The 25,792-nt window shown below is 37.5% G+C and carries 20 protein-coding genes; 4 read left to right on the top strand and 16 right to left on the bottom strand.

From position 1 onward, the window contains the following. The first annotated feature begins 35 nt into the window (after window positions 1-35). Window positions 36-590, top strand: coding sequence for an alpha-ketoglutarate decarboxylase (locus DCS32_RS07715; protein WP_239057581.1), 555 nt, complete (start codon window positions 36-38; stop codon window positions 588-590). Between the two features lie 61 nt (window positions 591-651). Beyond that, on the top strand, window positions 652-1,503 hold the full coding sequence (locus DCS32_RS07710) for a hypothetical protein (protein WP_108877743.1): 852 nt from the start codon (window positions 652-654) through the stop codon (window positions 1,501-1,503). 7 nt (window positions 1,504-1,510) lie between these two features. On the opposite strand, the gene DCS32_RS07705 is transcribed toward DCS32_RS07710, so the two are convergent. From DCS32_RS07705 to hflX, 8 genes are all read right to left on the bottom strand, one after another. After that, window positions 1,511-1,801 (bottom strand): YciI-like protein, encoded by a 291-nt coding sequence (locus DCS32_RS07705; RefSeq protein ID WP_108877742.1) that lies wholly within the window; start codon window positions 1,799-1,801, stop codon window positions 1,511-1,513. Continuing rightward, complete coding sequence (scpA, locus tag DCS32_RS07700; RefSeq protein WP_108877741.1) at window positions 1,801-3,927, bottom strand: methylmalonyl-CoA mutase; 2,127 nt, start codon at window positions 3,925-3,927, stop codon at window positions 1,801-1,803. The genes DCS32_RS07705 and scpA overlap by 1 nt, the downstream gene beginning before the upstream one ends. After that, a complete protein-coding gene (locus DCS32_RS07695) occupies window positions 3,920-4,504 on the bottom strand; it encodes a hypothetical protein (RefSeq protein ID WP_108877740.1) in 585 nt (194 codons plus the stop codon). Before DCS32_RS07695 ends, scpA begins: the two co-directional genes overlap by 8 nt. Before the next feature lie 4 nt (window positions 4,505-4,508). Then, window positions 4,509-5,867 (bottom strand): methylmalonyl-CoA mutase subunit beta, encoded by a 1,359-nt coding sequence (locus DCS32_RS07690; protein WP_108877739.1) that lies wholly within the window; start codon window positions 5,865-5,867, stop codon window positions 4,509-4,511. Continuing rightward, window positions 5,857-6,147 carry an FtsB family cell division protein gene (locus tag DCS32_RS07685; protein WP_317047396.1) on the bottom strand — a complete coding sequence of 97 codons (291 nt, stop codon included), beginning with the start codon at window positions 6,145-6,147 and terminating at the stop codon, window positions 5,857-5,859. The genes DCS32_RS07690 and DCS32_RS07685 overlap by 11 nt, the downstream gene beginning before the upstream one ends. A 63-nt stretch (window positions 6,148-6,210) precedes the next feature. Then, a complete protein-coding gene (udk, locus tag DCS32_RS07680) occupies window positions 6,211-6,819 on the bottom strand; it encodes a uridine kinase (RefSeq protein ID WP_013750357.1) in 609 nt (202 codons plus the stop codon). 160 nt (window positions 6,820-6,979) lie between these two features. Then, on the bottom strand, window positions 6,980-8,878 hold the full coding sequence (locus tag DCS32_RS07675) for a PQQ-binding-like beta-propeller repeat protein (protein ID WP_108877737.1): 1,899 nt from the start codon (window positions 8,876-8,878) through the stop codon (window positions 6,980-6,982). A gap of 125 nt (window positions 8,879-9,003) precedes the next feature. Then, window positions 9,004-10,233, bottom strand: coding sequence for a GTPase HflX (gene hflX / locus DCS32_RS07670; RefSeq protein ID WP_108879261.1), 1,230 nt, complete (start codon window positions 10,231-10,233; stop codon window positions 9,004-9,006). A gap of 69 nt (window positions 10,234-10,302) precedes the next feature. On the opposite strand from hflX, the gene DCS32_RS07665 reads away from it, so the two are divergent. Then, window positions 10,303-11,286 (top strand): endonuclease, encoded by a 984-nt coding sequence (locus DCS32_RS07665; protein WP_108877736.1) that lies wholly within the window; start codon window positions 10,303-10,305, stop codon window positions 11,284-11,286. Between the two features lie 9 nt (window positions 11,287-11,295). On the opposite strand, the gene DCS32_RS07660 is transcribed toward DCS32_RS07665, so the two are convergent. Both DCS32_RS07660 and DCS32_RS07655 read right to left on the bottom strand, forming a co-directional pair. Next, the gene (locus DCS32_RS07660; RefSeq protein WP_162533614.1) at window positions 11,296-12,795 is read right to left on the bottom strand and encodes a DUF5689 domain-containing protein; all 1,500 of its coding nucleotides are present in this window, start codon (window positions 12,793-12,795) and stop codon (window positions 11,296-11,298) included. 14 nt (window positions 12,796-12,809) lie between these two features. Further along, window positions 12,810-15,584 (bottom strand): TonB-dependent receptor, encoded by a 2,775-nt coding sequence (locus DCS32_RS07655; protein WP_239057580.1) that lies wholly within the window; start codon window positions 15,582-15,584, stop codon window positions 12,810-12,812. Window positions 15,585-15,706: 122 nt separating this feature from the next. Here DCS32_RS07655 and DCS32_RS07650 point away from each other — a divergent pair, with 122 nt between their 5' ends. Then, the gene (locus DCS32_RS07650; RefSeq protein ID WP_108877733.1) at window positions 15,707-16,783 is read left to right on the top strand and encodes an endonuclease; all 1,077 of its coding nucleotides are present in this window, start codon (window positions 15,707-15,709) and stop codon (window positions 16,781-16,783) included. 115 nt (window positions 16,784-16,898) lie between these two features. Here DCS32_RS07650 and DCS32_RS07645 read toward each other — a convergent pair whose 3' ends face one another. The 6 genes from DCS32_RS07645 to DCS32_RS07620 all read right to left on the bottom strand — a co-directional run bounded on the left by DCS32_RS07645 (window position 16,899) and on the right by DCS32_RS07620 (window position 25,722). After that, window positions 16,899-17,333, bottom strand: coding sequence for a hypothetical protein (locus tag DCS32_RS07645; RefSeq protein WP_108877732.1), 435 nt, complete (start codon window positions 17,331-17,333; stop codon window positions 16,899-16,901). A gap of 112 nt (window positions 17,334-17,445) precedes the next feature. Next, window positions 17,446-20,754, bottom strand: coding sequence for a carboxypeptidase regulatory-like domain-containing protein (locus DCS32_RS07640; RefSeq protein ID WP_108877731.1), 3,309 nt, complete (start codon window positions 20,752-20,754; stop codon window positions 17,446-17,448). A gap of 169 nt (window positions 20,755-20,923) precedes the next feature. Then, the gene (gene pgi / locus DCS32_RS07635) at window positions 20,924-22,537 is read right to left on the bottom strand and encodes a glucose-6-phosphate isomerase (protein ID WP_108877730.1); all 1,614 of its coding nucleotides are present in this window, start codon (window positions 22,535-22,537) and stop codon (window positions 20,924-20,926) included. Window positions 22,538-22,554: 17 nt separating this feature from the next. Further along, complete coding sequence (locus tag DCS32_RS07630) at window positions 22,555-23,862, bottom strand: M23 family metallopeptidase (protein WP_108877729.1); 1,308 nt, start codon at window positions 23,860-23,862, stop codon at window positions 22,555-22,557. Continuing rightward, window positions 23,862-24,800, bottom strand: coding sequence for a tryptophan 2,3-dioxygenase family protein (locus DCS32_RS07625; RefSeq protein WP_108877728.1), 939 nt, complete (start codon window positions 24,798-24,800; stop codon window positions 23,862-23,864). Before DCS32_RS07625 ends, DCS32_RS07630 begins: the two co-directional genes overlap by 1 nt. A 103-nt stretch (window positions 24,801-24,903) precedes the next feature. After that, a complete protein-coding gene (locus tag DCS32_RS07620; protein WP_108877727.1) occupies window positions 24,904-25,722 on the bottom strand; it encodes a DUF3108 domain-containing protein in 819 nt (272 codons plus the stop codon). Window positions 25,723-25,792: the final 70 nt, after the last annotated feature.

Genomic DNA, 25,792 nt, shown 5'->3' with positions numbered 1-25,792 from the left:
CGTCCATATAATCCTTATATTTATAACACTTAATTATGATACGATTAACAATGAGAGAGAGAATTTCCTACGCAATATTAGTTTTGAGTTTCCTGTTTTTAGGAAACAACACCCTTTTTGCCCAACAAACCACTACTACGCCAAAAAGTGATTTTTGGAGTAAGGTGCGTTTTGGTGGTGGATTAGGATTAAATTTTGGACGAAACAATACAAATATCACGGTTGCGCCTAGTGCGTTATACCAACCCAATCAATATGTTGCCTTTGGACCAGGGCTTAACTATACCTATCAAAAATTTGGAGATTTTAAAACAACGCTTGTGGGAGCAAGTGCTATTGTAATTTCAAATCCCCTTGATTTCTTACAGCTTTCTGGAGAGTTTGAGCAACTTCGTGTTTTTCAATCTGTTTCTGGACAACCAGATATTCCAAATTCCTGGAACACTGCCCTTTTTCTAGGTGCGGGATACCGGCTTAACGTGGGAGGAAATAGCCTAGGCGCTATCGGAGTACGTTACAACGTGCTTTTTGATAATGACGATTCTGTATATGCAGATGCATGGCAACCTTTTGTGAGGGTTTATTTTTAAAGAAACATTTATAACAAGCCGTTTTTGCTAAGTTTGCTAGACATTATATGCAAGCTTTATTATGATACAAAAACTTCGCTTTCTCTTATTAGTAGTAGCACTCAGTGTGCTCAATTCTTGTGGTTTTTCATCAGAAACTGAAACTCCAATTATAGAACTAAGTGACGCAAACGAGCCTTTTGTGGGCAAAATTGTTCTTGAAAATATTGAAAACAACACAAAAACCGAAGTTACCTTTCACGTAGATGAGAATAGTATAAGAAGAGAGCAAACTCATCAAGGCGGCGAAGGTCTGCTAGGTGATAAAGCTGGTATCATCGTAAATTATGATAAGGATGAAGTTATTTTATATAACACTTACGGAGGAGCAAAATGGACAGCTTACACCATTGAAGAGTATAAAAATGCACTCGCCAATGACACCTTTCCATACGCATCTATTGTAACATCTTACGATTACACCTATAGCTTCCTTGATGATTACACCACCATCGCAGACAAAGAAAATGCACTAGCGATTGAATCTCTCCAACTTGACTATAAATTATATGGCGACCTTGATATCCGTCAAGAAAATTTTGATACCGATGAGATTAAAGTAAGACGAGAAATGATAGCGCTTGTTTTTCCTAACATGCCAGAAAATGTACACTTCCCATTACTTTTTAAAATCTCAAAAAATACTGGAGATGCAAGTATTAACGATGAAACAAATCTTTCAGAAAAGGGCTGGAAAAACAAGATAAATCAAGTTTTTAATGAATTAAGCACCAAAGAAAACAAGGTAAAAAGCATCCAACGCGGTGAGGTAAATCCTTCGTTATTTAAGTTTGAGGATACAGATTTCATTAAAACACGTCCAGAATATTTTTTCCAAACTTATAGTGGTGGAAGCTCTTGGGGAGATGATTAACGCAAGATTATACCTCTAACATACTTCCCACGACCACATTCCATTCTTTAATTTCCCAAGAAGAAACGATGCCGTTTTGCACATATGAGTCTCGAGATACAAAGTCTTCTATGATACTTTTATCAGACACTTTAAAAATTAAGATTCCTTGGTCTGCTGGGTTTTCTGTAGCGCCACCTAGTAATAAATAGCCAGCAGCAACTGCTTCTTTTGCTAGTGTAAAATGGTCTGAACGATAAGGCGTTCTTTTCTCCAAATAGTCCTCAACGTATTGATATATGAGAAGGTAATGCTTCATTAGTTCATCATGATTTCTAGAAGGCCTATTGCAGCCTCGCTAATTTTTGTTCCAGGTCCAAAAACTGCTGCAGCACCAGCATCAAACAGGAATTGGTAATCTTGTTGAGGAATCACCCCACCCACAATCACCATAATATCAGGCCTACCTAACGACTTTAATTCTTCAATTACTTGAGGTACTAATGTTTTGTGACCTGCAGCAAGGGATGACACTCCCAGAATATGAACATCATTTTCTACCGCTTGTTTTGCTGCTTCTTTAGGTGTTTGAAATAACGGACCTATATCCACATCAAACCCTATATCTGCATATCCAGTTGCTACTACTTTCGCGCCCCGGTCGTGACCGTCTTGCCCCATTTTGGCAACCATAATTCTTGGACGGCGGCCATCTTGTTCGGCAAACTGGTTTGCGAGTTGTTGCGCTTTCGCGAAAGCGGGATCTTGTTTCATCTCTTTACTATAAACTCCACTAAAGGATTGGATTTGTGCTTTGTGCCTTCCATAAACATCTTCTAGCGCATCTGAAATCTCACCTAAAGTTGCTCGCTCTTGTGCAGCAGTAACCGCCAGCGCGAGTAAATTATCATTACCCGTACGAGCCGCTTCCGAAAGTGCTTCTAGGGCATTTTTTACCTTTTCTGTGTTTCGTGTAGCTCTAATATCGGCTAGACGTTTGAGCTGCCCTTCTCTTACTTTTGTATTATCTACGTCAAGAATATCTAGGTGCTCATCTTCTGTAGGTCTGTATTTATTTACTCCTACAATGATATCTTGTGCGCTATCTATGCGAGCCTGTTTCCTAGCAGCAGCCTCTTCAATACGCAGCTTAGGAATCCCAGCTTCAATCGCTTTAGTCATTCCGCCTAGCTCCTCAACCTCTTCAATAAGCTCCCAAGCCCTTTGAGCAATATCATCTGTAAGTGATTCTACATAATAACTACCAGCCCAAGGATCTACTGTTTTTGTAATATGAGTTTCTTGTTGTAAGAATATCTGTGTGTTTCTAGCAATACGCGCAGAAAAGTCTGTAGGTAAGGCAATAGCCTCATCTAAAGCATTTGTGTGCAAACTCTGTGTACCTCCAAAGGCAGCCGCAGCAGCTTCAATGGTAGTACGTGCTACATTATTAAAAGGATCTTGCTCAGTAAGGCTCCACCCACTTGTCTGGCAGTGCGTTCTGAGCGCTAATGACTTGGGGTTTTTAGGATTAAATTGCTTTACAATTTTTGCCCAAAGCATACGTGCTGCACGCATTTTGGCAACTTCCATAAAGTGATTCATCCCTATTGCCCAGAAAAAAGATAATCTTGGAGCAAAGCTGTCAATATCCATCCCCGCAGCGAGACCGGTTTTAATATACTCTAGACCATCTGCAAGTGTGTAAGCAAGTTCTATATCACAAGTAGCGCCGGCTTCTTGCATGTGATATCCTGAGATAGATATACTATTAAATTTAGGCATATTTGCAGCCGTATATTCAAATATATCTGAGATAATCCTCATAGAAGGAGTAGGTGGATATATGTACGTATTACGCACCATAAACTCTTTCAAAATATCGTTTTGTATGGTTCCAGAAAGTAATGCTGGATCTACTCCTTGCTCTTGTGCTGCTACAATGTAAAATGCCATAATAGGTAACACGGCACCGTTCATAGTCATGGACACAGACATCTTATCTAATGGAATCTGATCAAATAGAATTTTCATATCCTCCACAGAATCTATAGCAACACCAGCCTTACCTACATCTCCCACCACACGCTCATGATCACTATCATAGCCACGATGCGTAGCAAGATCAAATGCAACCGAAAGCCCTTTTTGGCCTGCAGCTAGATTTCTTCTATAAAACGCATTACTGTCTTCGGCTGTTGAGAAACCTGCGTACTGACGTATCGTCCAAGGTCGTCTTACATACATAGTGCTGTAAGGACCTCGTAAATTAGGAGCGACACCTGCGATAAAATCAAGATGCTTTAATCCTTTTATATCGTCCTTTGTATAACGAGACTTTACATCAATCTTCTCTGCAGTAGTTGTAGTCTTAACTTCTGCTATTGAAGATAAATTTTCTTCTTGGGAAGAAAGCGTAATATGTTGAATATTTCTTCTACTCATTACTTTCTTTTATAGGAAGCTCAGTCATTGTAAGCTGTTGATAATAGGTGTCTAAAGCAACATACAAGGCAGTGTATCTATCTGTTTGAGATTTGTATGCAAAATTTCTCATTCGAGAATTAAATAATTTTGGATCCATTGTGTTTGAATCAACAAGCGCTTGTATCATAAGAGCAAGCTGCGGATCCTCTATATTTTTAAGAACACATGAAACATTATCATAGGCTAGATTACTCTTAAATCCGCCGTCTTTTATAAATCCTGCATTTACAAGTTCCTTTCTTATTGCCAAAGTATGTGGGATAGCTATTCGTTCATATTCTGCTTCTCCTGAAAAACCAGCATATAAAAAATTTGCATAAGCCTTATTAATCAATTGTGATTCTGGATCATATGCATTTGTAATATCCTGCTCAAATTGATACAATGCTTCATTAAGCAATGCATTGTTTTGATTTTCACAATTAATTACTTGTTCCTTATCTGCGTGTTTATACTCAAGTGAAGCTTGGTCTTCACATGATACAACTCCAAATGCTATAACTATTGCAACAATAAGGCTATACACTTTTTTCATAAGACTACTTTTCTGCTTTAATACGTTCTTGTTCTAATGACTCAGCTAGGCGTTTTGCAATTATAGGCTCCAGCAATGTTTTACGCGGGTTGATTTTTACAAATGGGTAAATCTCTAGCTCATCTTTCATTACATCTTTTGGATTAGGATGCTTATTTGTCCCCAAAAGAATCAACTCTCCTTCATCAAACTTAGCCTGCTCCTTTGCAGCACTTTCTTTTATCTTTCGTTGTATGGTTCCTTCTTTAAGCTGTCTCAAAAACCCTCCTTGCGTCTCTATATCTTTATAAAGCGCTAGTGCCTTTTCTGCAAGTTGTGTGGTAAGTTCTTCAACATAATAAGAACCATCTGCTGGGTTTTGAACCACGTCAAAATAGCTTTCCTCTTTGAGAACAATGAGCTGGTTACGAGAAATGCGCTGTCCAAAGTTATTAGTCTTGTGATACAATGCATCATACGGCATATTTACCACCCAGTCTGCGCCACCTAGCACAGCACTCATACACTCTGTCGTGGTGCGCAGCATGTTTATATTATAATCGTAAATTGTTTTATTGCGTCTTGATGGGTGCGCTATAATGTTAATAGTTGCATCCGTATAATTAAATGCAGATAATACTACACCGGCAAGCTTTCTGAGCGCCCTTAGCTTTGCAATTTCAAAAAAGTAGTTAGTTCCTACCGCGACTTCAAAAGTGACAATATTTATACTAAGCTTCTCTTTCTCACAATGATTTAAATATTCGGTAAGATGAGCGATACCGTAAGCCAATTGCTGCACCATCGTGGCACCAGCATTTTGATATAAGGTGGTGTCTACAGTAAGTTTACTTTCTTCTCCCTGTAGCAAACTACTCACTATATCGTGATCCTTTTGCAAGTTGTGATACCAGTTACCATCAAGTGCAAGATGATTAATGATATCAAGCTTTGTGGTGATATGATACGCTTTCGCGAAAGCGTGAAAACGTTTATAAAAATCTTCATCAAGAAAACTGAGCTCAAAATAAAGAGGGACTTCTTTGTGCTTTAAACCTTCAAATAACAGCTCAAGATCAAACAAAGTTTCTGCCTGAAAGTAGATAGCCTCTGCTCCGTTGTCAATAGCTTTATTTGCCGTTTGTGCAGACTTAGCCGCGTCTACTATAAATATTTTCTCTCCTATAAACCATTTTTGTGGAGATTGAACAGCTACTGTCTCTTTTATTTCATCACTGTGATAAAAAGGCTTTACATGTATTCCTTCTAGACTTTGCCAGACAAGCGTCTCATTGTAGTCTGCACCCTTGAGGTCAAACTGTATTTTTTGCTTGAAAGCCTTTGCCGAAACTGCGTCAAACTCTGAAAATAAATTAGTCTTCATTCTCTGTAGATAAACTATCTTGATATTCAATTATATAAATCTCCTCGTTGTCCTTTTTCATAAGGTATTCTTCACGAGCAAATCTTTCTAAACCTGCACTATCTTTAAGTTGTAAGATTTGTGCATTATCCTCTGCTATTTCTTTTTTAAAGTATGCTCTATTGCCTTCCAGCTTATCATATTCTTGATTGAGCTCTCTGTGTAACAAATAAGAACTTCCATCAAAAAACAGCATCCACACGATAAAAATGAAAAAAATGAGCAAGTATTTATTGCTCATTATTCTAAACCATTTTTTCTGTTTTAGTTCCTTGATGTTCATTGTTGTAAATATAACAAAACCTTAATGTAATCGTTCGTTTATGATACTACGAACGATATCTACAGCCACTGTATTGTACCTGTTATTAGGTATAATGATATCTGCAAATTCCTTTGTAGGCTCTATAAACTGCTGGTGCATGGGCTTTAATGTAGTTTGATATCTATTTAACACCTCATCTAGATCACGACCGCGCTCTGCTATATCTCTCTTGAGACGACGTATTAAACGCTCATCACTATCTGCATGCACAAATACCTTAATATCAAAAAGATTACGAATATTAGGATCTGTCAAAATAAGAATTCCTTCTACCACAAGCACATTCGTAGGGCTTGTAAGCACAGTCTCATCAATGCGATTATGCGCAACAAATGAATACATAGGTTGTAAAATATTTCTTCCCTCTTTGAGCTCAACAAGGTGTTGACATAGCAAAGGAAAATCTATTGCATTAGGGTGATCAAAGTTCACCTTCTTACGATCTTCCATCGATAATGCAGAGAGATCTTTATAATATGAGTCTTGAGAAATTACTGTTACTTGTCCTTCTGGTAGATCTGACACAATCTGATCTACAACGGTAGTCTTACCACTTCCGGTACCACCGCCTATTCCTATAATAAGCATATAATATTATTTTGAGGTAAAGGTACTATTTACGGATTAGTCTTTTATGAGTGGTTTCAAAAAATCAAGAATAATAGTAAAAGCTCAACCATCCTTTTTGCACAAAAAAAATCGAAGGCTTTAACAAAGCCTTCGATTTTTATAATTATAAAGTATTGTATTATTTACCCTTAAATATTTTCACCTCTTTACCACTACTGTAAAATAGGTCTTTGGTAACAGGATCATAATCGTAGACTGGTTTATTAGTATCTACGGTGATTTTATCTAACTCCTCACCTGTTTCTTTATCTACACGAATAAGAAGCTTCTCCCCATTTTCACCTTTTGCAAAAATGATGGCATACACATCTGTCTCTTGCAGTGCGTTGTATCTGTCTTTTACAAACTGACTACCAATGTTTCCTGCTATGTAACCTGCATTACCTATCTGCCTTGTTTTTTCGTTAAAACCTATTTCGCCAACTTTAGTAACCTGCTCATTTCCATTTTCATCTCGAGTTACTTGACTAATCTCAACATTTGTAGTGGCAACGGCACCAGCTGTTTTTACCACAGACATAGTACCTTTTAATAACTTTCTACCAAACTCTCCTGGCTGCTTATACTTATTGTGAAAAAGAACTTCTCCATCTTCTTTTACACCGATCACCTCACTCTGTCCAGAAATAGACACGTTATTAGGAAAAATCTCCATGCTAGTAATTAACTTCTCATTTTTGAGTTTAAGCTTTGCATAAGGCTTTGGTCTTTCAGTCGAGTTTTCATTAAATCTATATAATTTTTCATCATTGTAGATTACAAAATCACCTGTGTTCTCGTCAAACTTTGCTACCGTAGGTCGCTTTTCATTTAGTTTTAAGTTTCCACTCCATATTTTCTTTCCCGTATTGTAATCTACCATATTTGCATAGGTAGCTGTCACATAGAGTACTTTTCCGTTTTTTGTTTTTTCTAAGAAAAAAACTGGATCTTCATCATCATCACAGATTTTTACATCCTTCTTCCACTTTTTCTGTCCGTCCTTATCGATCAACATCATCTCGTTGTCATACACGTAAAGAAAATCTGTTCCCTCTGGAATTACAGATTTGATATTCTTTCCTTTAGGATCTTTTTCCCACACTTTTTCTCCAGTCTCAAAATCATAAAAATTGAAGCCCTTATAGTGTGCTAAGAGCATTTTATTTTTCCAATCTTCAAAAAGAACTAGTCTCTTTGTTTTAATAGGATCTTCCCATACTGGACTTCCGTCTTGTGCATTTTTGAGATATAACAATGACTTCCCTGCAAAGAAACCTTTAGACTCATTTAAAAGAACATAAGTTGCATCTTGGTTTGCATTAAAACCAGCATAATCATTCTCTTCTGCACTCCATAATAAACTACCAGACTCATTATCTAACACATAAAATTTAGATTTTGCGAGTAAGAAAATTTTATCTTCTATAAGCTCTAACTTATCTGTAGCTCCCGTTTGATCCTTTCCTGCTGCTGCTGCAAGTTTAGAAAAAACAGTTCCAAAATTTTCTGAAACTTCAGTTTCCCATTGGTACGTTTCATTCTTAAGATCATACTTAGCAATCACTAAGCTTTTATCTTTCATTCCCCTTAATAATAGTGCATTTTCGTCAAAAAGATATTCTGACTGGAAGAAGAAAACATCACTATCATCTGATGCAAAAATCACACTTCCATCAAAGCTGTTTATAATATAAAGTCTGTTATCAAAAAACTTCTGAAGAAAAGGCGTGTCTGGTATTACGTCAAAACCTGATCCTTTTCTGTTTGTGCTAAAAATACTTTCAACAGATAAGTCTGCATTTAATAGGGCAGACGCACTACTCGCTTTTGGTATAGGAGTTACCCACAGACTCTCATCTGTATCTGGATTATACGCATTTAAATTTGTACCGTCAGAAATAACTACAATACCATTAAAAGGCACAATAATTAAGTCCGTGACTTTTCCATCAAAATCAAGTGTTTCATCTGCAGCTCTTTGTGAAAAGACTGAGCATGATAAAAATAATAAGACAACAAGAGTAAGTTTATTCATATTTATAATTTTGTGGGAAATTACTGAATAATAGTTAATAACAAGAAAGTTTTTTTGCGCAAAAAAAATCGGCCAACTTTTAAAGTTGACCGTTTTCAATATTAAATTATTTGTAAAAAATAATCTTATTCTTCCTCGCTATTCCCTACTTGCTCTTCATATTCTGGATACAAAAATGCATTGTAAGGAAATCTTGTTACGTGAATCTCTCTTACGCGCTCATAAATTTTCTTTCTGAACTCTTCAAAGTTGTTTTTGTTAAGTGCAGATATAAAAATGGCATCACCGTTAGTACGCGACATCCATGTTTCTTTCCACTCGTCAAGCGTGTAGTGTACACCAGTGCGCTCTACCATAAGATCTTCGTCATCATAAGCCTCTGCCGTATACGCATCAATCTTATTAAATACCATAAGCGTAGGCTTATCCATACTCTCAATCTCATCAAGAATCTGGTTTACAGCATTGATGTGATCTTCAAATTGTGGATGAGAAATATCTACCACATGCAGTAGTAAGTCTGCCTCACGCACTTCATCAAGGGTACTTTTAAAAGAATCTACCAGCTGTGTAGGTAACTTACGTATAAATCCTACCGTGTCTGAAAGTAGGAAGGGAAGATTCCCTACCACCACTTTACGTACGGTAGTATCTAAGGTTGCAAAAAGTTTATTTTCGGCAAATACCTTACTCTTACTTATCACATTCATGAGGGTACTTTTACCCACATTTGTATAACCTACGAGAGCGACTCTCACAAGTGCACCACGATTACCACGCTGCGTAGCCATTTGCTTATCTATAGTAAGCATCTTCTTTTTAAGCAAGGTAATACGGTCACGCACAATACGTCTATCCGTTTCAATTTCTGTTTCTCCAGGCCCACGCATACCTATACCTCCACGCTGGCGTTCAAGGTGTGTCCATAAACCCGTAAGTCTAGGCAGTAAATACTCGTACTGAGCAAGCTCCACTTGTGTGCGTGCATAACTCGTTTGAGCTCTCTGAGCAAAAATGTCAAGTATTAAATAAGTACGATCTACAATCTTACATTTTAAGATTGCTTCTATGTTACGTTGTTGCCCAGGCGTAAGTTCGTCATCAAAGATCACAGTACCCACATCGTGCTGCTCTACATATGCAGCAACGTCTTCCATCTTTCCTGTCCCTATAAAAGTTTTGGGATTAGGTTTTTCTAATTTTTGAGAGAAACGCTTTAAAACTTCACCTCCAGCTGTGTATGCTAGAAACTCAAGTTCGTCAAGGTATTCCGTCATTTTATCGTGTGTTTGCTTTTGGGTAACTAGCCCCACTAGCACACACTTTTCATAATCTATTTTTTCTGTTTCGATCATATTAACAAAGGTAGCAAATGGATTGCAGTCTTTTTGACTAAATTGTAACACTCATAGACACTATTCATTATGGAGGATGATTCCGCTTTCGCGAAAGCGCAACAAGAAAAAATACAATGTGCAGTAGGCTTTTACAACCTAGAAAATCTTTTTGACACGACAAACAACCCTGAAACGCTAGACGACGACTTCACACCGAACGGTTTTAAGGAGTGGAATAGCTATAAGTTTAATAAGAAAATAGCCAAACTATCAAAAGTTATCTCAAACATAGGGAAGGATGACACTAAGACCTCACCTTCTCTCCTTGGCGTTGCCGAAGTGGAAAATAGATCCGTACTAGAGTCTCTTATTGCGACAGATAATCTTAAAGATGAAGGCTATGATATTGTTCATTATGACTCCCCAGATGAGCGCGGTATTGACGTTGCTCTATTATACAAAAAAGCAGACTTTAAAGTCACGGCAAGTGAACCCATCACACTCTACCTAGAAGCCGATGAAGGTGGCAGAGACTATACACGTGACATTCTTTATGTTCAAGGAGAACTTTTAGGAAATCCTGTGCACATACTAGTAAATCACTGGCCTTCCCGAAGATCTGGTGAGAATGAAACCTCACAAAAGCGCATTACAGCAGCACAGCGCAATAGGGAAGTTATTGACAAACTCATGAATGAAGACCCTAAAGTGAAGATTATCATTATGGGCGATTTTAATGACGGGCCACACAGTGAAAGCGTAAAAAACAACCTCGTTAAAACGGAGTTTTACAACCCGATGCTGTACTTAGGAACAAGATATGAAGGAAGCTTAAATTATAGATTTGAGTGGTTCATTTTTGATCAGATTATCTTTTCGAACAATTTTGTACAGCTACACGAAAACACACTTCTTTACGAGAAGTCAGATATTTACAATGACTTTTTCCTCACTGAATATGATGGTAAATTTAAAGGAACACCCTTTCGCACTTATGCTGGAAAAAGATATCTAGGTGGTTATAGTGATCATTTTCCTGTGTATAGCATTCTATCTACAAGATCTGACTAAGAGGATATTTTAATTTGCTTTAATTTGAATCTCGTCAAGTTCATAAGTACCGTCAAAACTTGCATTTCCAGATCCGTTATATCTAAATGCAACATAGCCAGTACCTGTGACACAGGAGAGATCAACAATACCGGAGTCAATCCAGTTTCCAAAGAAATCATTATCTGCTACAATATCTGCTGCGGCTAGGACATCCCAAGTAGAAGCAGCAATTGTTGTGACATCACCATCCCAGTCGTTAGAAAAAAGTATGGTCAACCTACTGCCGTCTGCAAAGCTATTGGATGTTCTAAAACGTAAAGTTTCTCCCGTATTTGAAATAAAATCTATGGGAGGAGTGATTAACCAAGACACCGTTCTTGCATCTCCAGAAAACGCAGATGCAATTCTCGCAGACCTACCTAATGAGGCATTCTGACCAGTACTCGTATAAGCTTCCCATGCTTGGGTTCCTTCTTCTTGATAATTAGTCCAGCCACTACCCATTATAGGGTTATTATTAGTTTGCGACTCAAAAAACTCTTCAAATAGTATATTTTCCCCCATTCCACTAGCTGGGCCGCAATCTATTTCTACGGGATCACAGCGGTCTGTCCCATCAAAAATGACGGCTTCTGGATCATTGATTGCAAGATTATAGGTGTCTCCAAAAAAGTTACGTGTGAGCACTCCCGATATACTCCCACGTCCATCGGGTAGCAATATGGATTTAAAATTTGCAAAGGTACTTGTACTTACAATAGTAGATTGCCCAGTGGCGCAATGCACCAGTTCTCGCTCTCCATCAAACTCATCAAGAGGTTCTCCCGCATAGGTAACACTCCCATCAATGACATCCTCCTTTATAAACTGAACATCTGTGAGCTTGACGAATATATTTTCTAACTCATTCCTAAAGTCTTCTATAGTAACCTCAAGCGGAATTATCTCTTCAATAATGGATGATCTCTGCATAAAGCTAAACTGTGCTGGCGCTGGGATTTTATCTAGATTATCTGTAATGCCTAGCGTTAATACTCCGTTGCTATCTCCTATCCATAAACCTCCTATAGCTTGATTGTCTAGTGTTGCATTACCTAGCTTTACAAATACCTTGCGACCCACTTCATAATAGGTAAACAGCGGACTCTCATCTATAAGTACGCGCACACCTGCTGTAGGATTACTTGCTGCATCTTGTATGATGAGCTCCTCAAACCAGTTTCCAGAGGCATCACTACTTATCACAAAACCTTCTACATAACGATTGGTTTCAGAAAGATCAAGTCTAAATGTACTGCGCAAGGCTGTAATATCTGTCACGCTAGTAGGGTTAATACCTAGATTATCTGCCTCACTTAGAACTGCCTGTTCATAGAGATTGGCTAGTTGTGCGATGGTGATGATTTCTCCATCTAGATCTGGATCCGTGATTTCAAGCACTGGGGTTGAGAACTCATCATCATTTACGCAACTTATAATTAAGAAGAGTATTGCAACAACTGACAGTTTCTGGAATAATTTCATCATCTTAATTTTAAAGTTTAAAATCTAACGTAAGCATTTACGTAGTATGTGGTTCCTCTTCCAAAGAATAAACGATCTCCAAAAATGGGTGTGGCACGTTGCGACTCTTCAAGTTTTGACCTATAATTTACCCTACGAGAATCCTCAAAGCCTCCCGTAATATAATTTTCGTTGAGTACGTTATTTACCGTAGCAAAAAAGCCCACAAAGTAACTTCCTATCCTCCATGACTTGCCTCCTATAATATTTACGAGATTATAACTATCTATTTGTGATTGCCTAAGCAAGCCCTTAGCAACGTCCGCATCAAAATCGTTAAATGGTTGACCGTCTATGTCTTGGTTAAAATTTGCTGTACGTGCTAGATTACTAATGTCTATGTAAGCATTAGAAAAGCGGTTTACCGTAATACCAAAATTCCAGAAATCTGGATCTCGATACTCAAGACCTAATTGATAAGCTCTTTCTGGCCCACCGGCAACATGTAGATTTTTAATTGCAACTTTACCATCTCCAAATGTCTGAGGTCCATCAAAATCATCAGAGGTATAGTAAATATCTGGGTTATTTGTGTAGGTATATTGACCTACAGATGCAGCTGCTTTTAACTTAAGTGTAGGTAATACCTGCGCCTCTATGCCTATCTCAATACCTATGTTTTGCCGACCAACATTGGTAAGCACTTCTTGTACAAAAGACGCCTCCGTTTGCGCTATCGAATTTTGAGTAAAAAAGAATCCTAAATCAGTTCCATTTTGAAAGCCTGTATAAAATCCTGTGAGACGTGCTTTTACAATAGGCGATCTATAAATATAGCTAGCATCCACACTTTGTATTTGTTCTGATGTTAGGTTATTTACTACATCATTATTTTGTCGCGCATTACTAAAACTATTTCTAATGGAAGGAGCAGTAGTGTAGTAAGCTCCGTTAACTGTCATGATGTGTCTCCCTGTAAATTTATATGTCGCACCAGCTTTCAATCCTCCATCTGTAAATGAAAGTTTCTCACTTAGTCCAAAGGAATTCTCACCCACAAAATTTCCGTTCTCAAATAATCCCTCTCGCTGATAACTTGTAGTACTTGCTGCACCAGAAATAAAAAAGTCTGTATTTTTAAAAGTAAACTGTGCTTGAGCAAATCCGCTTATTGTACTTGAATTGATATTATAGTTATACTTATACCGATCTCCTACTTGAACAATTCGGTTAGGGTTACGCACATCACTCTGTGCGAGATCGCCTTCTTGACCATCCTGACTCTCACTTACAGAAAAGTTGTCTATATCAAGAAACCCCTCACCTCCTAGTAAATCACTTACCTGTGCATAGTTTTCACTCTTCAAATCTCTATAAGAAACATTTCCATTTATGGTAATTGCATCCGTAAGCTGAGAGTTCAAAATCATAGTTGCAGACAGTTGTTTATCTCCCACCACGTCATCTTGAAGTATAATTTTTGAATTACCTCCGCCTACATTAGATTGGTATATGGATTCCCAGTCTAGCTGACCATCATTTATGAAGTCTTGTTGCAGTACATATGCTGTTTGAAAATCTCCCGCAGTAGGGCTTGGATCTTGAAGTGCAAAACTGGGCAAGAGCTGATAATAATTTGGCGCTGGATTCCTAAGGCTTCCGTTATCTATTCTGCCACTTTTTATGGTGCCTACTTGATACCCTAAGTTTGTATTGATACTTGTCTTATCACTTACATCCCAGTAATGATTAATCATAAATACTGGCTCTTCAATCTTGCGCATTCTAGCATTACGCTGTTCATCATTTTGAAAACCCCAATATGGATTATAAGTGCGCCCTTTAAGATCCACTTGTTCTTGTGTAAGTGAAGAAGCACGACCACGCCGATTAGGTGTGTAAAAAGAAGAAAAATTAAGACTGTGATTATCATTAATTTTCTTCTCTACAGATAAATATATTGAGTTTGCATCATATAAAGTACCATCTTGAAAACCTTCTTTGCCAAAACGACGAGACAACAACACACTATAAGCCCATCCTTTCTGAGATAACCCAGAGTTGTAACTTCCCATTAACCGCCCTTGATAAGAAGCACTAGCTGCGGCATATGAAACCCTACCTCCTTTTCGCTCCTGTGATGCTCGCATGATGATATTTGTTACTCCAGCCAGTCCTCCAAAGCTATACTCATTAGCTTTTAAACCTTGCGTAAACTCACGGTTGCGCTGTGCATCATTAAGTCCGCCCCAACTTCCCCACTGCGGGCGCCCGTTAAACTGTTTATTCATTTCTATCCCGTTGATGAGGAGTTTGCCATTAGCATTATCCAATCCTCTTGGCCGGAAAAAGGTAGCGCTCCAATCAAATGCTGCAGCGCTCAAAAAAGCGTCTCGTCCAGCAGTTAATAAGCCTGAGGTATTAAAACTCTCTTGAGTATCATCACTATTTAAATCATTATCTGATAACGAGATTAACCCTATCTGCCGCTGTTCCACAGTAATATCGACGTCAAGCGTTATTAATGAAAGTTCTAATATTTCTTTAGCTTTTATAATGACAGGCAGTCGCTTCGTAACGAAACCATTTTTTTCTACAATTAAAATCTGATTTCCGTACAACTCGATATTAGTCAACACAAATACACCAAGAGCATCAGTTTTTATATTGCTATTTTCTCCTTGAATTTTTATACTCACATCGGGAATCGGCTGTGAAGTGATGGCGTCTATTATCGTTCCTTTGAGTTGTGTTTGAGACCACATAACGCCACTAAACAACAAGAAAACATACCGTAATAAATTGTTATTCATAGCCTCTAATTGACGTAACATTTCAGTTTTAAATATTTTATAAGAAAAATTATAAATTCGTAAGGCACTGAATTTCATTACATTTGGACTACATATTACGAAAAATCTTACATAAAACACCAATGCTTTCAATAAAATTAAAAACTAAGAGATGCTCAATACTTGTGATATTGTTTTGTCTTTACGCTTTCGCGAAAGCGCAACAAACCAATAAATACAGAGCCCACACTATCGCATTTTACAACGTAGAAAATCTGTTTGACACCATCAATGACCCTATCACTTATGATGATGATCGCACTCCTGAAGGTAAGGATCATTGGACCGAAACGATATATCAAGACAAGGTGAAAAATATCGCACGAGTAATTGCCGATATAGGAAAGGACTTCACAAAAAACAGCCCAGCGATTATAGGACTCGCAGAAATTGAAAACAGAAAAACCGTAGAAGCGCTAGCTAATGACCCACAATTACTGCCGAGAGATTACGGTATTGTGCATTATGATTCTCCAGACAGAAGAGGGATAGACGTAGCACTGTTGTATCAAAAGAGGCTATTTAAGCCATTATTTACTAGTAAACATGAATTACTCATTTACGAGATTGATAATCCATCAAAACGTAAGTATACAAGGGATCAGCTTCTGGTATCTGGCCTACTCGATGGTGACATGATACATATCATCGTAAACCACTGGCCGTCTCGGTCTGGTGGAGAAGCAAAGAGTAGAAAAAAACGTATGGACGCAGCTTCACTTACGAAGAAAATTACAGATAGCTTACAAAGCAATGATCCTTATGCAAAGATTATTATCATGGGAGATCTTAATGACGACCCAACAAATGCTAGTGTAAAAAAGGTATTACAAACACATCGCAAGATTAAAAAAGTAAGAGATAAAGCACTCTACAACCCAATGGAATCTATGTTTAAAAAGGGCATAGGCACGCTAGCGTATCGTGATGGGTGGAACCTCTTTGACCAGATAATTATAAGTGCTCCGTTACTTAATGAGGATTACACCTCTTTTAGGTATTATAAGGCTGGTATTTACAACAAAAGCTACTTGAGCAACCCTAAGGGTCGTTATAATGGATATCCTTACAGAAGCTTTGCAAATGGTGGATATACGGGTGGCTACAGCGACCACTTTCCGGTTTATATTTACGTAATCAAGAAAGAATACGTAGACTAATAATACAGCATACATAAGAAAGCCCAAAATCAATATTGATTTTGGGCTTTTTATGAATTAGCACACTTTCGCGAAAGCGTAATAATAACCTTTGTATATATTTAATCAATGACTATTAAAACCACTGATTCCATGGTATAATTGCTAGCACTGCGATAAGTGCAAGTGTATAAAAGATTGCTATCTTCTTAAATTTAGGTGTAGATAGGCGTTGTTTTTTATGCTTAGAGTAACCAATGGTTACAAGCACCACTGCAATAATCATTAAAAATGGATGCTCTACCGCAAGTTGTCTTGCTTGGCTAGAAAGTCCTCCCATACCATTTGCTTTTATAGCTTGCAATCCATTAGGAGATATAAACCACAGCACAAGGCCTATAAGCAGTTGTATGTGCATTGTAATAAGGGTAAATAAAGCTAAGCTCATGTCCTTACCGCCGTACTCCTTTTTTCCAAAGAATTTTGTGAGTGCATTAAATGTGGCAACCACAAGCACGATAACTACAAGGTACGCCCAGTACGAATGGACAAATTGAACAACTGAGTACATAAATAAATGGTTTAATAAGTTTAAAGCTCAAAGATAATCCATAAAAACAAAAGCCGCTACTGTTTCCAGTAGCGGCTTTATTATTGCGATTGCAATTATGTAATAATAGTTCTTAGTTAAAGATATAACGAAGACCTACCTGCATTTGCCATCTTGAAGATTGAAGTCCTTGATCATCAACTCGATCAATATTGTCACTCAATAGATTACCATTTTCATCAACATTGAATAAGCTTTCAACTATACTGAAAACTGGCTCACTATTAGAAGTAGATACGGTTTGAAGTGGAGATACATTAGATCCTACAAATTTACGTACTCCCCAATCTTTATTGATAAAGTTTGTGAAGTTGAAGATGTCTAAAGAGATTTGGAATGTACTCTTCTTATCTCCAGTTTTTACATATATATCTTGTAATAACTTAAAGTCAACAATGTGATTCCAAGGTCCTCTTGAACCGTTACGCTCTGCATACTTTCCTCTTCGAGTGCTTAGATAATCATCATTCTCGATAAATGCTTCAAGAATCTCACGTTGTGCTTGTTCTGGAACAAGAACTACACCAGTTTCTCTATCTACAATATCTGCAATATTAATCTGATTTGCATCTAAAGCATTTGTAGGTACATAGATAAGAGCATTATCTCTAGAATCGTCATTTAATAAATCACGTCCTTCTCTATATGTAAAGCTATAAGGCGAAGATTGTGATCCTTCATAGAAAAGACCTATTGTAGTTTTTCCTCCGAAATCTCCTCCATATTCAATCTCATAAGATGCGTTTCCTGAGATACGGCTACCTAATGAAAAGTCAGATCTAGATAAAGGAATATCTGAATTCTTACCGTTTACAGTTTGAATCCCTCTCCACTGTGAGCTGTTTTGAGAAGAAGTTCCATCAAATATTTTTTCAGACTCTCCGTAAGAATAAGAAACTTGCCCTTGGAAACCATTTTGGAATGGTTTTCTAAGTGTAAAAGTTGCATTATAAGAAGATCCTTCGTTTGTATTTGATGCTAAAATGATTCTTCCGTAAGTATCATCGATTTCATCACTACGATTATAGAATGGACGGTTATCTGCTCCTTCATAAGTTCCTACTGGCTCACCTAAGTTTAAGTTCTCATAATAAACATCTGTAAGTACATCATTATATAAGAAATCTGCAGATGCAATTAATCCCCAAATTGGTAATTTTTGATCTATAGCAATGTTATACTTTCCTACTTGTGGAAGCTTAAAGTTCTTAGCAAAAAGATCGATGTTTCCACCTACTCCTCCAGAACCAGCTGCTACAACTTGTGTTTGTTGGTTTACATCAGGTTGGAATTCCTCTCCGAAGATAAAGCTAAAGCCTCCAGTAACACCATTGTTGTTGTAAGTTCCTCCTGGCCATACTAATGGAAGTCTTGAAGTAAATACTCCTAATCCTCCACGTACTTGTGTAGTGTTGTTTCCAAATACATCCCAGTTAAATCCTAAACGTGGTGCAATGTGAGCAGAAGCATCTACTCCTTGTCCTACGCGTGCTCCTTGTAAATCTTTACCCGCAGCAGTTAATAGGCCAACAGTTCTTGTATTGAAGTCATCATTTACAGTACCATCTTCCCAATAAGGAACATCCACACGGATACCTCCTGTTATTTTGAAGTTTTCAGTTACTTGAACTTCATCTTGAACGTAGAAACCTAATTGTGAAGTTCCAAAATCTGCAGATCCAGCAGACTCATCACCTACAGCACCATTACCTACTAAAGAATAACCATGTTGGAATACATCTGCATCTTGCCCAGCTAAGAACTGATCAAGTCCAGAAGAAACTAAGTTATCATCAGCATCAAACTGATCTTCAAAAGTATAATCTCCATAGTTATAAGCAAAGAATAAGTTCTTAGCAGATGCTATCTCAAGATTCGCACCAAGAGTTACAGCGTGACGTCCAGAAAAAATCTGGAAGTTGTTATTAATAGTAAAGATATCCTGCTCAAGTAAATTTGCAGTTGAGAATGGTTCTGATCCAAAAGAGATTGTACCTCCACCATCTTGAATGTCTACTGTAGGGAATGGATTTCCAGAAGGATCTCTATCATCCTTTACTGAAGTATATCCAATCTTCAAGTTGTTTGCAAATTTAGAACCAAACGTAGAGTTTAATTCAAATGCAGTAGAATATGTTTTAGTTTCAAAAAACTCAGATCCATTGATGAATCCAATTCCTCTTTCTCCTGAATTACGAGCTTCTAAGTTTGTTGCCTCAACTACACCTTGACGGATAGAAACTTTGTGATTATCGTTGATATTCCAATCTAAACGTAAGTTTATCTTGTCGCTTTCTAAAGTTCTAGTATTGTTATCAAATGTACCAGGGTTATAACCATACTCAGATTGCAAGAAGCTAGAAAGGTTTGCAATTTCTGCTTCAGAAGATCTTCCTTGATAGTTTGAGAAGTTAAATGGTTGTGGAGTCTCGTCATCTTGACGCTCATAATTTGCAAAGAAGAATAATTTATCCTTTACAATTGGTCCACCTATACGGATACCGTAAGTCTTAGCAGAAAATTCTGCAAGCTTCTCACGCTCGTCACCTTCGTTTGTTAAATCTACTGGAGTTTTTCCAGCAAGACTTTCGTTTCTTAAGAAACCGTATACACTACCTTCCCAGTTATTAGAACCAGAACGTGTTACAGCGTTTACAGAACCACCAGAGAATCCTGACTGACGTACATCAAAAGGAGCTAGGTTAATTTGGAAAGACTCAATAGCATCTACAGAGAAAGGACTTACACCCGTTTGACCTCCGTTTGTACCTGATCCCGCAAGTCCAAAAACATCATTGTTAACAGCACCATCAATATAGATTGCGTTGTAACGGTTGTTTTGACCACCTAAAGAGATAGAAAAACCATCATCTCCTTCAGAAAGTTGAGCTTGAGGAGTAACACGAGCAAAATCTGCAATTCCTCTAGAAACAGAAGGAATAGTAGCAATGTCACGTTCAGAAATAGAAGTTTCTGATCCCGTTTTATTAGTGTTAAAAATACTGTTGTTTGAGCCAGTAATTACAATCTCATCAAGAGCATTTGCATTTTCTTGCATTGTTACACTAATTCTCTTAGTCTCACCAAGAGATAAACTAAATCCATTAAGTGCATAATCCTCAAATCCTACGTAAGTAATTGTAACGTTGTAAGGACCTCCTGACTTAAGGTTAGGTAGACGGTAAAAACCATCAAAATCTGTTACTGCTCCATACACAGAACCTGTAGGCACGTGCGTTGCAATAATGTTTGCTCCAGGCAATGGACCTTCTGTGTTGTCTAACACACGTCCAGAGATAGAACTTGTCGTTACCCCTTGTGCTAATGACGATACCGTCACTAGAAACATGGCGATCAATGATAAAAATGTAATTTTCTTCATGATATTTGTTAATAATTAGCGCTGCAAAATTACTCTAAATTTGTGGAGTGCCAATATTAACTTAACGTTAACTTATATGAGAAGGTTTTTTCATTTTGTAAAACCAAAAAAACCCTTCAAACATTAGCCTGAAGGGTTTATCAATAAGATACTAGTAGTCAATTATTTACTACGCTTCTTTATAGTATTTCATTAAATTCTTAGTAGAACTATCATGATTTTCACTTGTTCCAGTACTGAACTCATTAAGCACTTTTTTTGCAAGTTGTTTTCCTAGCTCAACTCCCCATTGATCATAAGAGTATATATTCCATATCACTCCTTGTACAAAAATTTTATGCTCATACATTGCTACCAGTGACCCTAAGCTCTCTGGAGTAAGCTTCTCCCCTAAAATAGTGGTAGTAGGCTTATTTCCTTCAAAAACTTTAAAAGGGGTAAGTTCTTCTATACGCTTTCGCGAAAGCGTACTTCCCTCAAAATCCTGCTCCACTTGAGATACCGTCTTACCATTCATGAGCGCTTCTGTTTGTGCAAAGAAATTTGCCATAAGCTTATCATGGTGATCTTGATTACCGTGAAGTGATTTTTTAAAACCAATAAAATCTGCAGGAATTAACTTTGTTCCTTGATGTATTAATTGGAAAAAAGCATGCTGTGAGTTGGTTCCTGGTTCGCCCCAAATAATATTTCCAGTTTCATAAGTAACGCGATCACCATTACGATCTACACTTTTCCCGTTACTTTCCATAATTGCTTGCTGCAAGTATGCTGGAAGCCTATGCAAATACTGAGAGTAAGGAATTACAGCCTCTGTCTCTGCACCATAAAAATTGTTATACCACACACTTAAGAGTGCCGTAATCACTGGAATGTTTTGATCAAATGACGTGTTTTTAAAATGCTCATCCATTTTAAATGCGCCATGCAGTAAGCCTTCAAAGTTTTTATAACCCACAGCAAGCGCTATAGACAAACCTACTGAGCTCCAAAGAGAAAAGCGTCCTCCCACCCAGTTCCACATAGGGAATACGTTATCTGAAGAAATACCAAAGCTAGCAATAGCCTCCTCATTTGTTGACACTGCAACAAAATGGCTACCTACCTCTTCTTCTCCAAGTTGGTCTACAAACCACTTTCTTACTGTTGTAGCGTTACTCAATGTCTCTTGAGTTGTAAAAGTCTTTGATACAATTACAAAAAGCGTTGTTTCTGGATTAAGATCTTTAATAGTCTCCATTACATGATCACCATCTACATTTGATATAAAATGAGTAGTCAAGTGGTTTTTGTAAAACTGCAATGCCTCAACAACCATCACTGGCCCGAGATCAGAACCGCCTATTCCTATATTTACAACATCTGTAATCTCTTTACCAGTAGCTCCTTTATGCTTACCAGATATCACTTTTTCAGTAAATAGTTCGATTGACTTTTTTACCTCATCCACCTCTTCCTTAGCAAAGGCATCACTCTTTTCATCACGTAATGCAGTATGCATCACTGCTCGATCCTCGGTTGCGTTTATTGCATCCCCACCAAAATAGCTATCAATTGCCTCTTTTAAGCCTACCTCTTCTGCAAGTTGCACAAGAAGAGCCCGAGTTTTAGTTGTGATTCTATTTTTACTATAATCTACATATAAAGAATCCCAAATGATAGTAAACTCTTCTGCACGAGCACTATCCTTAAAAAGATCTACTAATAGCGTATCTTTTGTTTCCTTGTAATGCGTTTCTAATGCTTTCCAAGCTGCTGTTGTAGTTGGGTTTATATTTTTCATTAGGCAAATTCTTGAGGTTACTGTTGTTTTTCTTCTGCTTGCTGTTGTGCAAACTCCATTTCTGCTTCACTCATAAATGGGATATTATCTAGTTGAAGTCTGAGAGGTTTGCGTATACTATCGTAAATAGGTTTTAAATGGTCATCTAGCGGTTTTGATGCTGGAAGATCTTCTTTAAAAGGATCCACTTGTTTTCCATTTTTCCAAAAGCGATAACACACGTGGGGCCCACCAGAATTTCCAGTCATACCTATAGTTCCTATTACATCTCCCTGACGCACAGACTGACCTACTTTTACAGCTCTTTTTTGCATGTGTAGGTATTGTGTATCATAAGTAGCGTTGTGGCGTATTTTTACATAATTACCGTTACCTCCACGTCGTTCAGATTTAGTCACCACCCCATCTGCAGTAGCAAGAATAGGAGTGCCTATAGCTCCAGCAAAGTCAGTCCCTTTATGTGGGCGCAACTTATAGCCATAATATTTTATACGTCGCTTAAGGTTATATCTAGATGAGATTCTATTGAATTTAAGTGGCCCTTTTAAGAATGCACGACGTAAATTATCTCCATTTTCATCAAAGTAGTCAAAACCTCCGGCTAGCGAGTCATTTGCAAATCTAAATGCATAAATCTCACGTCCCGCATGTTCAAAAAGAACAGCTTTAATTTTGCCTACTCCTGCTGGAATAGTATCATTTACAAAGCGCTCTTCATATATTGCTTTAAAACGGTCACCTTTTTGAAGCTTAAAGAAATCAATAGTCCACGCATAAATATCTGCCATTTTATAAGCGACATTCACACTTACCCCAAGATCATCAAAAGTGGATGATAGATTACTGTTTATTACTCCAGAAATCTCACGCTCATAAGTTGTTGTAGGATGCTTTCTTGCCGCAGCTTTCACATTCTCCTTAAAATCAACTACTACGTAGTCTTCCCTATTTTGCTCATAAATAAATACCTGAGCGGCCTCTAAAGAGTCTTTTGATTTAAGTAAAACATATGGTTTTCCTTTTCTAATGCGGCGCGTATCAAAAACTGATTTTACAGAATCAGAAATCTCTTCAATTGTTGCATAATCTACGTTTGCATCAAAAAGAATCTTCCCAAAACTATCTCCAGATTGCACGGTATCTCGCTCTACAATATAATCATCAAGCACGTAACCGTACTCTTTAACTACTTCTGGTGGCGCAGTATAAATTTCTTCATCTTCTACCGTATCTGAGGTAGCGTCACCGCAAGCAAAAACTAAAAAACTAAAAAAAACTAAAAGATAGTGGTGGTAATATTTCACAAAAAATAAGTTGTCATTCATTATACATCATGCCCCCAGTTTGCTAGCTCTTCTGCAGTCCAGACTTCTGGAAAGAAAATACGTCGCTGGTATTTAGGGTGCATATATTTTGTCCATTCGCTTCCGCCTGTTGCCTCCACCACTTTCTCACCATTATTTAAGTAATGATTTGCAGCATGATAATGAGACATTACCCAAGTTACATTTACTGTGTAATCGTAGTGACGCATAGCATCACGTAACTTTTGATTCTCACGTACTTCTTGAGGTAAACTTTTAAAGCGGGCATACAAATTTATAGTATTATATTCTTTTGTAAACGCTACAAAGTCGTTTTTATACTTCTCTTCAAAGGCTGTGAGCAAATAAGATTTTTTACCAGTATGATAATCTTTGCCGGCGGCTTGCCAATATAGATGTTCTAACGCATGTTCGTACGGAGTATTGCGGTCTATGCTTTCGCGAAAGCGATTATCTATAAGATTTATTAAATCTGTACTTGCAAACTCTATTTTTCTATACTGTGCACTTTGAAAACCACTAGCTGGAGTAAGGGTTTTTCTAAATTTCATGTACTGCTCGACATCCATTCCTTCTTGCATAATCGAGAAAGAACTTGTGAGCATATCAAAATACCGACTTATACGTCCTAAGCGAGAGCTAAAAAAATCTACAGTAAGCTTTGGATGATGAGCTACTTGCTCAATCTCCCATAGCACCATCTTGAAAAGTAACTCATTAACCTGATGATACATGATAAATACATTTTCATCTGGCATGCTCGTTCGTGGTAACTGCAGGCTTAATAATGCATCCGTATGGATATAGTCCCAATAAGTGATAGGCTTACTTTGCAGTAATCCTTCAAGATGATCATCAAGATCTTGATCTATCTTCTCGTACTTATCATCAAGCTGATTGATAATTTTTTCTATGTCTGGCTGAATGGGCTTTTTCATGTGTAGTTATTGGACCGTAAATATTGAGCTTATCAAATACTTCATATATGATAAACATCAACGCTGTGTTGCCTAATTTATTAAGTGGCAATTTACAAAATCCTTAATCAAACACGATCTCAAAAGGATGCTTAAGTCCTTTATAAGCGTCTAGATCTGCTTTAAGTGAACCTACAGATAATTCTGCCTTAATACGTAGTGGTATTTTATTATCATCGTCACTCACCCATATCGTAAGACTTTCTTTTTCTTGAAAAACACGACCAGACTGTACGAGTGGTCTAAATACTAATGTCTTTACCTTTCCAAACTTCGTACGAATCGTCTCTCTTTCCAAAAAGCGCATTTTAAATGGATAGTTTTCTCCATCAAAAAACATGGTGAGATTGACTTCATCACCTGCCTTTAATCCATCTGTGGTAAGATTATTACGCAAGTAATACATTGCAGAGACCATATCTTGAATGCCCGGTTCTGTATCAATAGTGGTTTTCTTATTTCGCTTTAAATCGTTTATATGCGCTTTATGTGCCACTTGATCAAACTCTATAACTTTGTTTTTAGTGTGACCACCCTCATCTATTTTACGTAAAAACTTATATGGCAAATCTGTCTTTTTATCTACCCAGCTTTCATAGTAATCCTCTACTCCAAAGGCTAATCCCACAATACCTGTAGTCTCACCAAAACCTTTAATGTGATGTACTGGCTTTCCTTTATAAGTAGCATCTTTAATGTCTATAGTAGCATAACCACCAGTAAGCAGTCCGTAGTGTACTCTAAATTTAAGCCACTCTCCAGCTTGATATGTATCCTTATGTTTCATCACACCATTACCTACGGGCGCCTGCATAAAGGCAGTACTCACAAGAAGCACTATCACTATTAATAAGGCAGGTATGTATTTGTTATGTGACTTCATTTTAGGTCGTTATTTGGTTGTACAAAGCATATAATACAATTGTTATTCCAAAAATAGAATAACAAAAAAC

Origin of the sequence: Dokdonia sp. Dokd-P16, assembly GCF_003095655.1 — a bacterium.
Lineage (GTDB): Bacteria > Bacteroidota > Bacteroidia > Flavobacteriales > Flavobacteriaceae > Dokdonia.
Note: the sequence above shows the minus strand (reverse complement) of the source record. Positions and strands in the feature narration are given on the sequence as shown.

Excerpts from the sequence above, each read along its gene's own strand:
- DCS32_RS07715 (WP_239057581.1), top strand. The coding sequence starts at position 36 with ATGATACGATTAACAATGAGAGAGAGAATTTCCTACGCAATATTAGTT.
- DCS32_RS07710 (WP_108877743.1), top strand. The coding sequence starts at position 652 with ATGATACAAAAACTTCGCTTTCTCTTATTAGTAGTAGCACTCAGTGTG.
- DCS32_RS07705 (WP_108877742.1), bottom strand. The coding sequence starts at position 1,801 with ATGAAGCATTACCTTCTCATATATCAATACGTTGAGGACTATTTGGAG.
- scpA (WP_108877741.1), bottom strand. The coding sequence starts at position 3,927 with ATGAGTAGAAGAAATATTCAACATATTACGCTTTCTTCCCAAGAAGAA.
- DCS32_RS07695 (WP_108877740.1), bottom strand. The coding sequence starts at position 4,504 with ATGAAAAAAGTGTATAGCCTTATTGTTGCAATAGTTATAGCATTTGGA.
- DCS32_RS07690 (WP_108877739.1), bottom strand. The coding sequence starts at position 5,867 with ATGAAGACTAATTTATTTTCAGAGTTTGACGCAGTTTCGGCAAAGGCT.
- DCS32_RS07685 (WP_317047396.1), bottom strand. The coding sequence starts at position 6,147 with ATGAGCAATAAATACTTGCTCATTTTTTTCATTTTTATCGTGTGGATG.
- udk (WP_013750357.1), bottom strand. The coding sequence starts at position 6,819 with ATGCTTATTATAGGAATAGGCGGTGGTACCGGAAGTGGTAAGACTACC.
- DCS32_RS07675 (WP_108877737.1), bottom strand. The coding sequence starts at position 8,878 with ATGAATAAACTTACTCTTGTTGTCTTATTATTTTTATCATGCTCAGTC.
- hflX (WP_108879261.1), bottom strand. The coding sequence starts at position 10,233 with ATGATCGAAACAGAAAAAATAGATTATGAAAAGTGTGTGCTAGTGGGG.
- DCS32_RS07665 (WP_108877736.1), top strand. The coding sequence starts at position 10,303 with ATGGAGGATGATTCCGCTTTCGCGAAAGCGCAACAAGAAAAAATACAA.
- DCS32_RS07660 (WP_162533614.1), bottom strand. The coding sequence starts at position 12,795 with ATGATGAAATTATTCCAGAAACTGTCAGTTGTTGCAATACTCTTCTTA.
- DCS32_RS07655 (WP_239057580.1), bottom strand. The coding sequence starts at position 15,584 with ATGAATAACAATTTATTACGGTATGTTTTCTTGTTGTTTAGTGGCGTT.
- DCS32_RS07650 (WP_108877733.1), top strand. The coding sequence starts at position 15,707 with ATGCTTTCAATAAAATTAAAAACTAAGAGATGCTCAATACTTGTGATA.
- DCS32_RS07645 (WP_108877732.1), bottom strand. The coding sequence starts at position 17,333 with ATGTACTCAGTTGTTCAATTTGTCCATTCGTACTGGGCGTACCTTGTA.
- DCS32_RS07640 (WP_108877731.1), bottom strand. The coding sequence starts at position 20,754 with ATGAAGAAAATTACATTTTTATCATTGATCGCCATGTTTCTAGTGACG.
- pgi (WP_108877730.1), bottom strand. The coding sequence starts at position 22,537 with ATGAAAAATATAAACCCAACTACAACAGCAGCTTGGAAAGCATTAGAA.
- DCS32_RS07630 (WP_108877729.1), bottom strand. The coding sequence starts at position 23,862 with ATGAATGACAACTTATTTTTTGTGAAATATTACCACCACTATCTTTTA.
- DCS32_RS07625 (WP_108877728.1), bottom strand. The coding sequence starts at position 24,800 with ATGAAAAAGCCCATTCAGCCAGACATAGAAAAAATTATCAATCAGCTT.
- DCS32_RS07620 (WP_108877727.1), bottom strand. The coding sequence starts at position 25,722 with ATGAAGTCACATAACAAATACATACCTGCCTTATTAATAGTGATAGTG.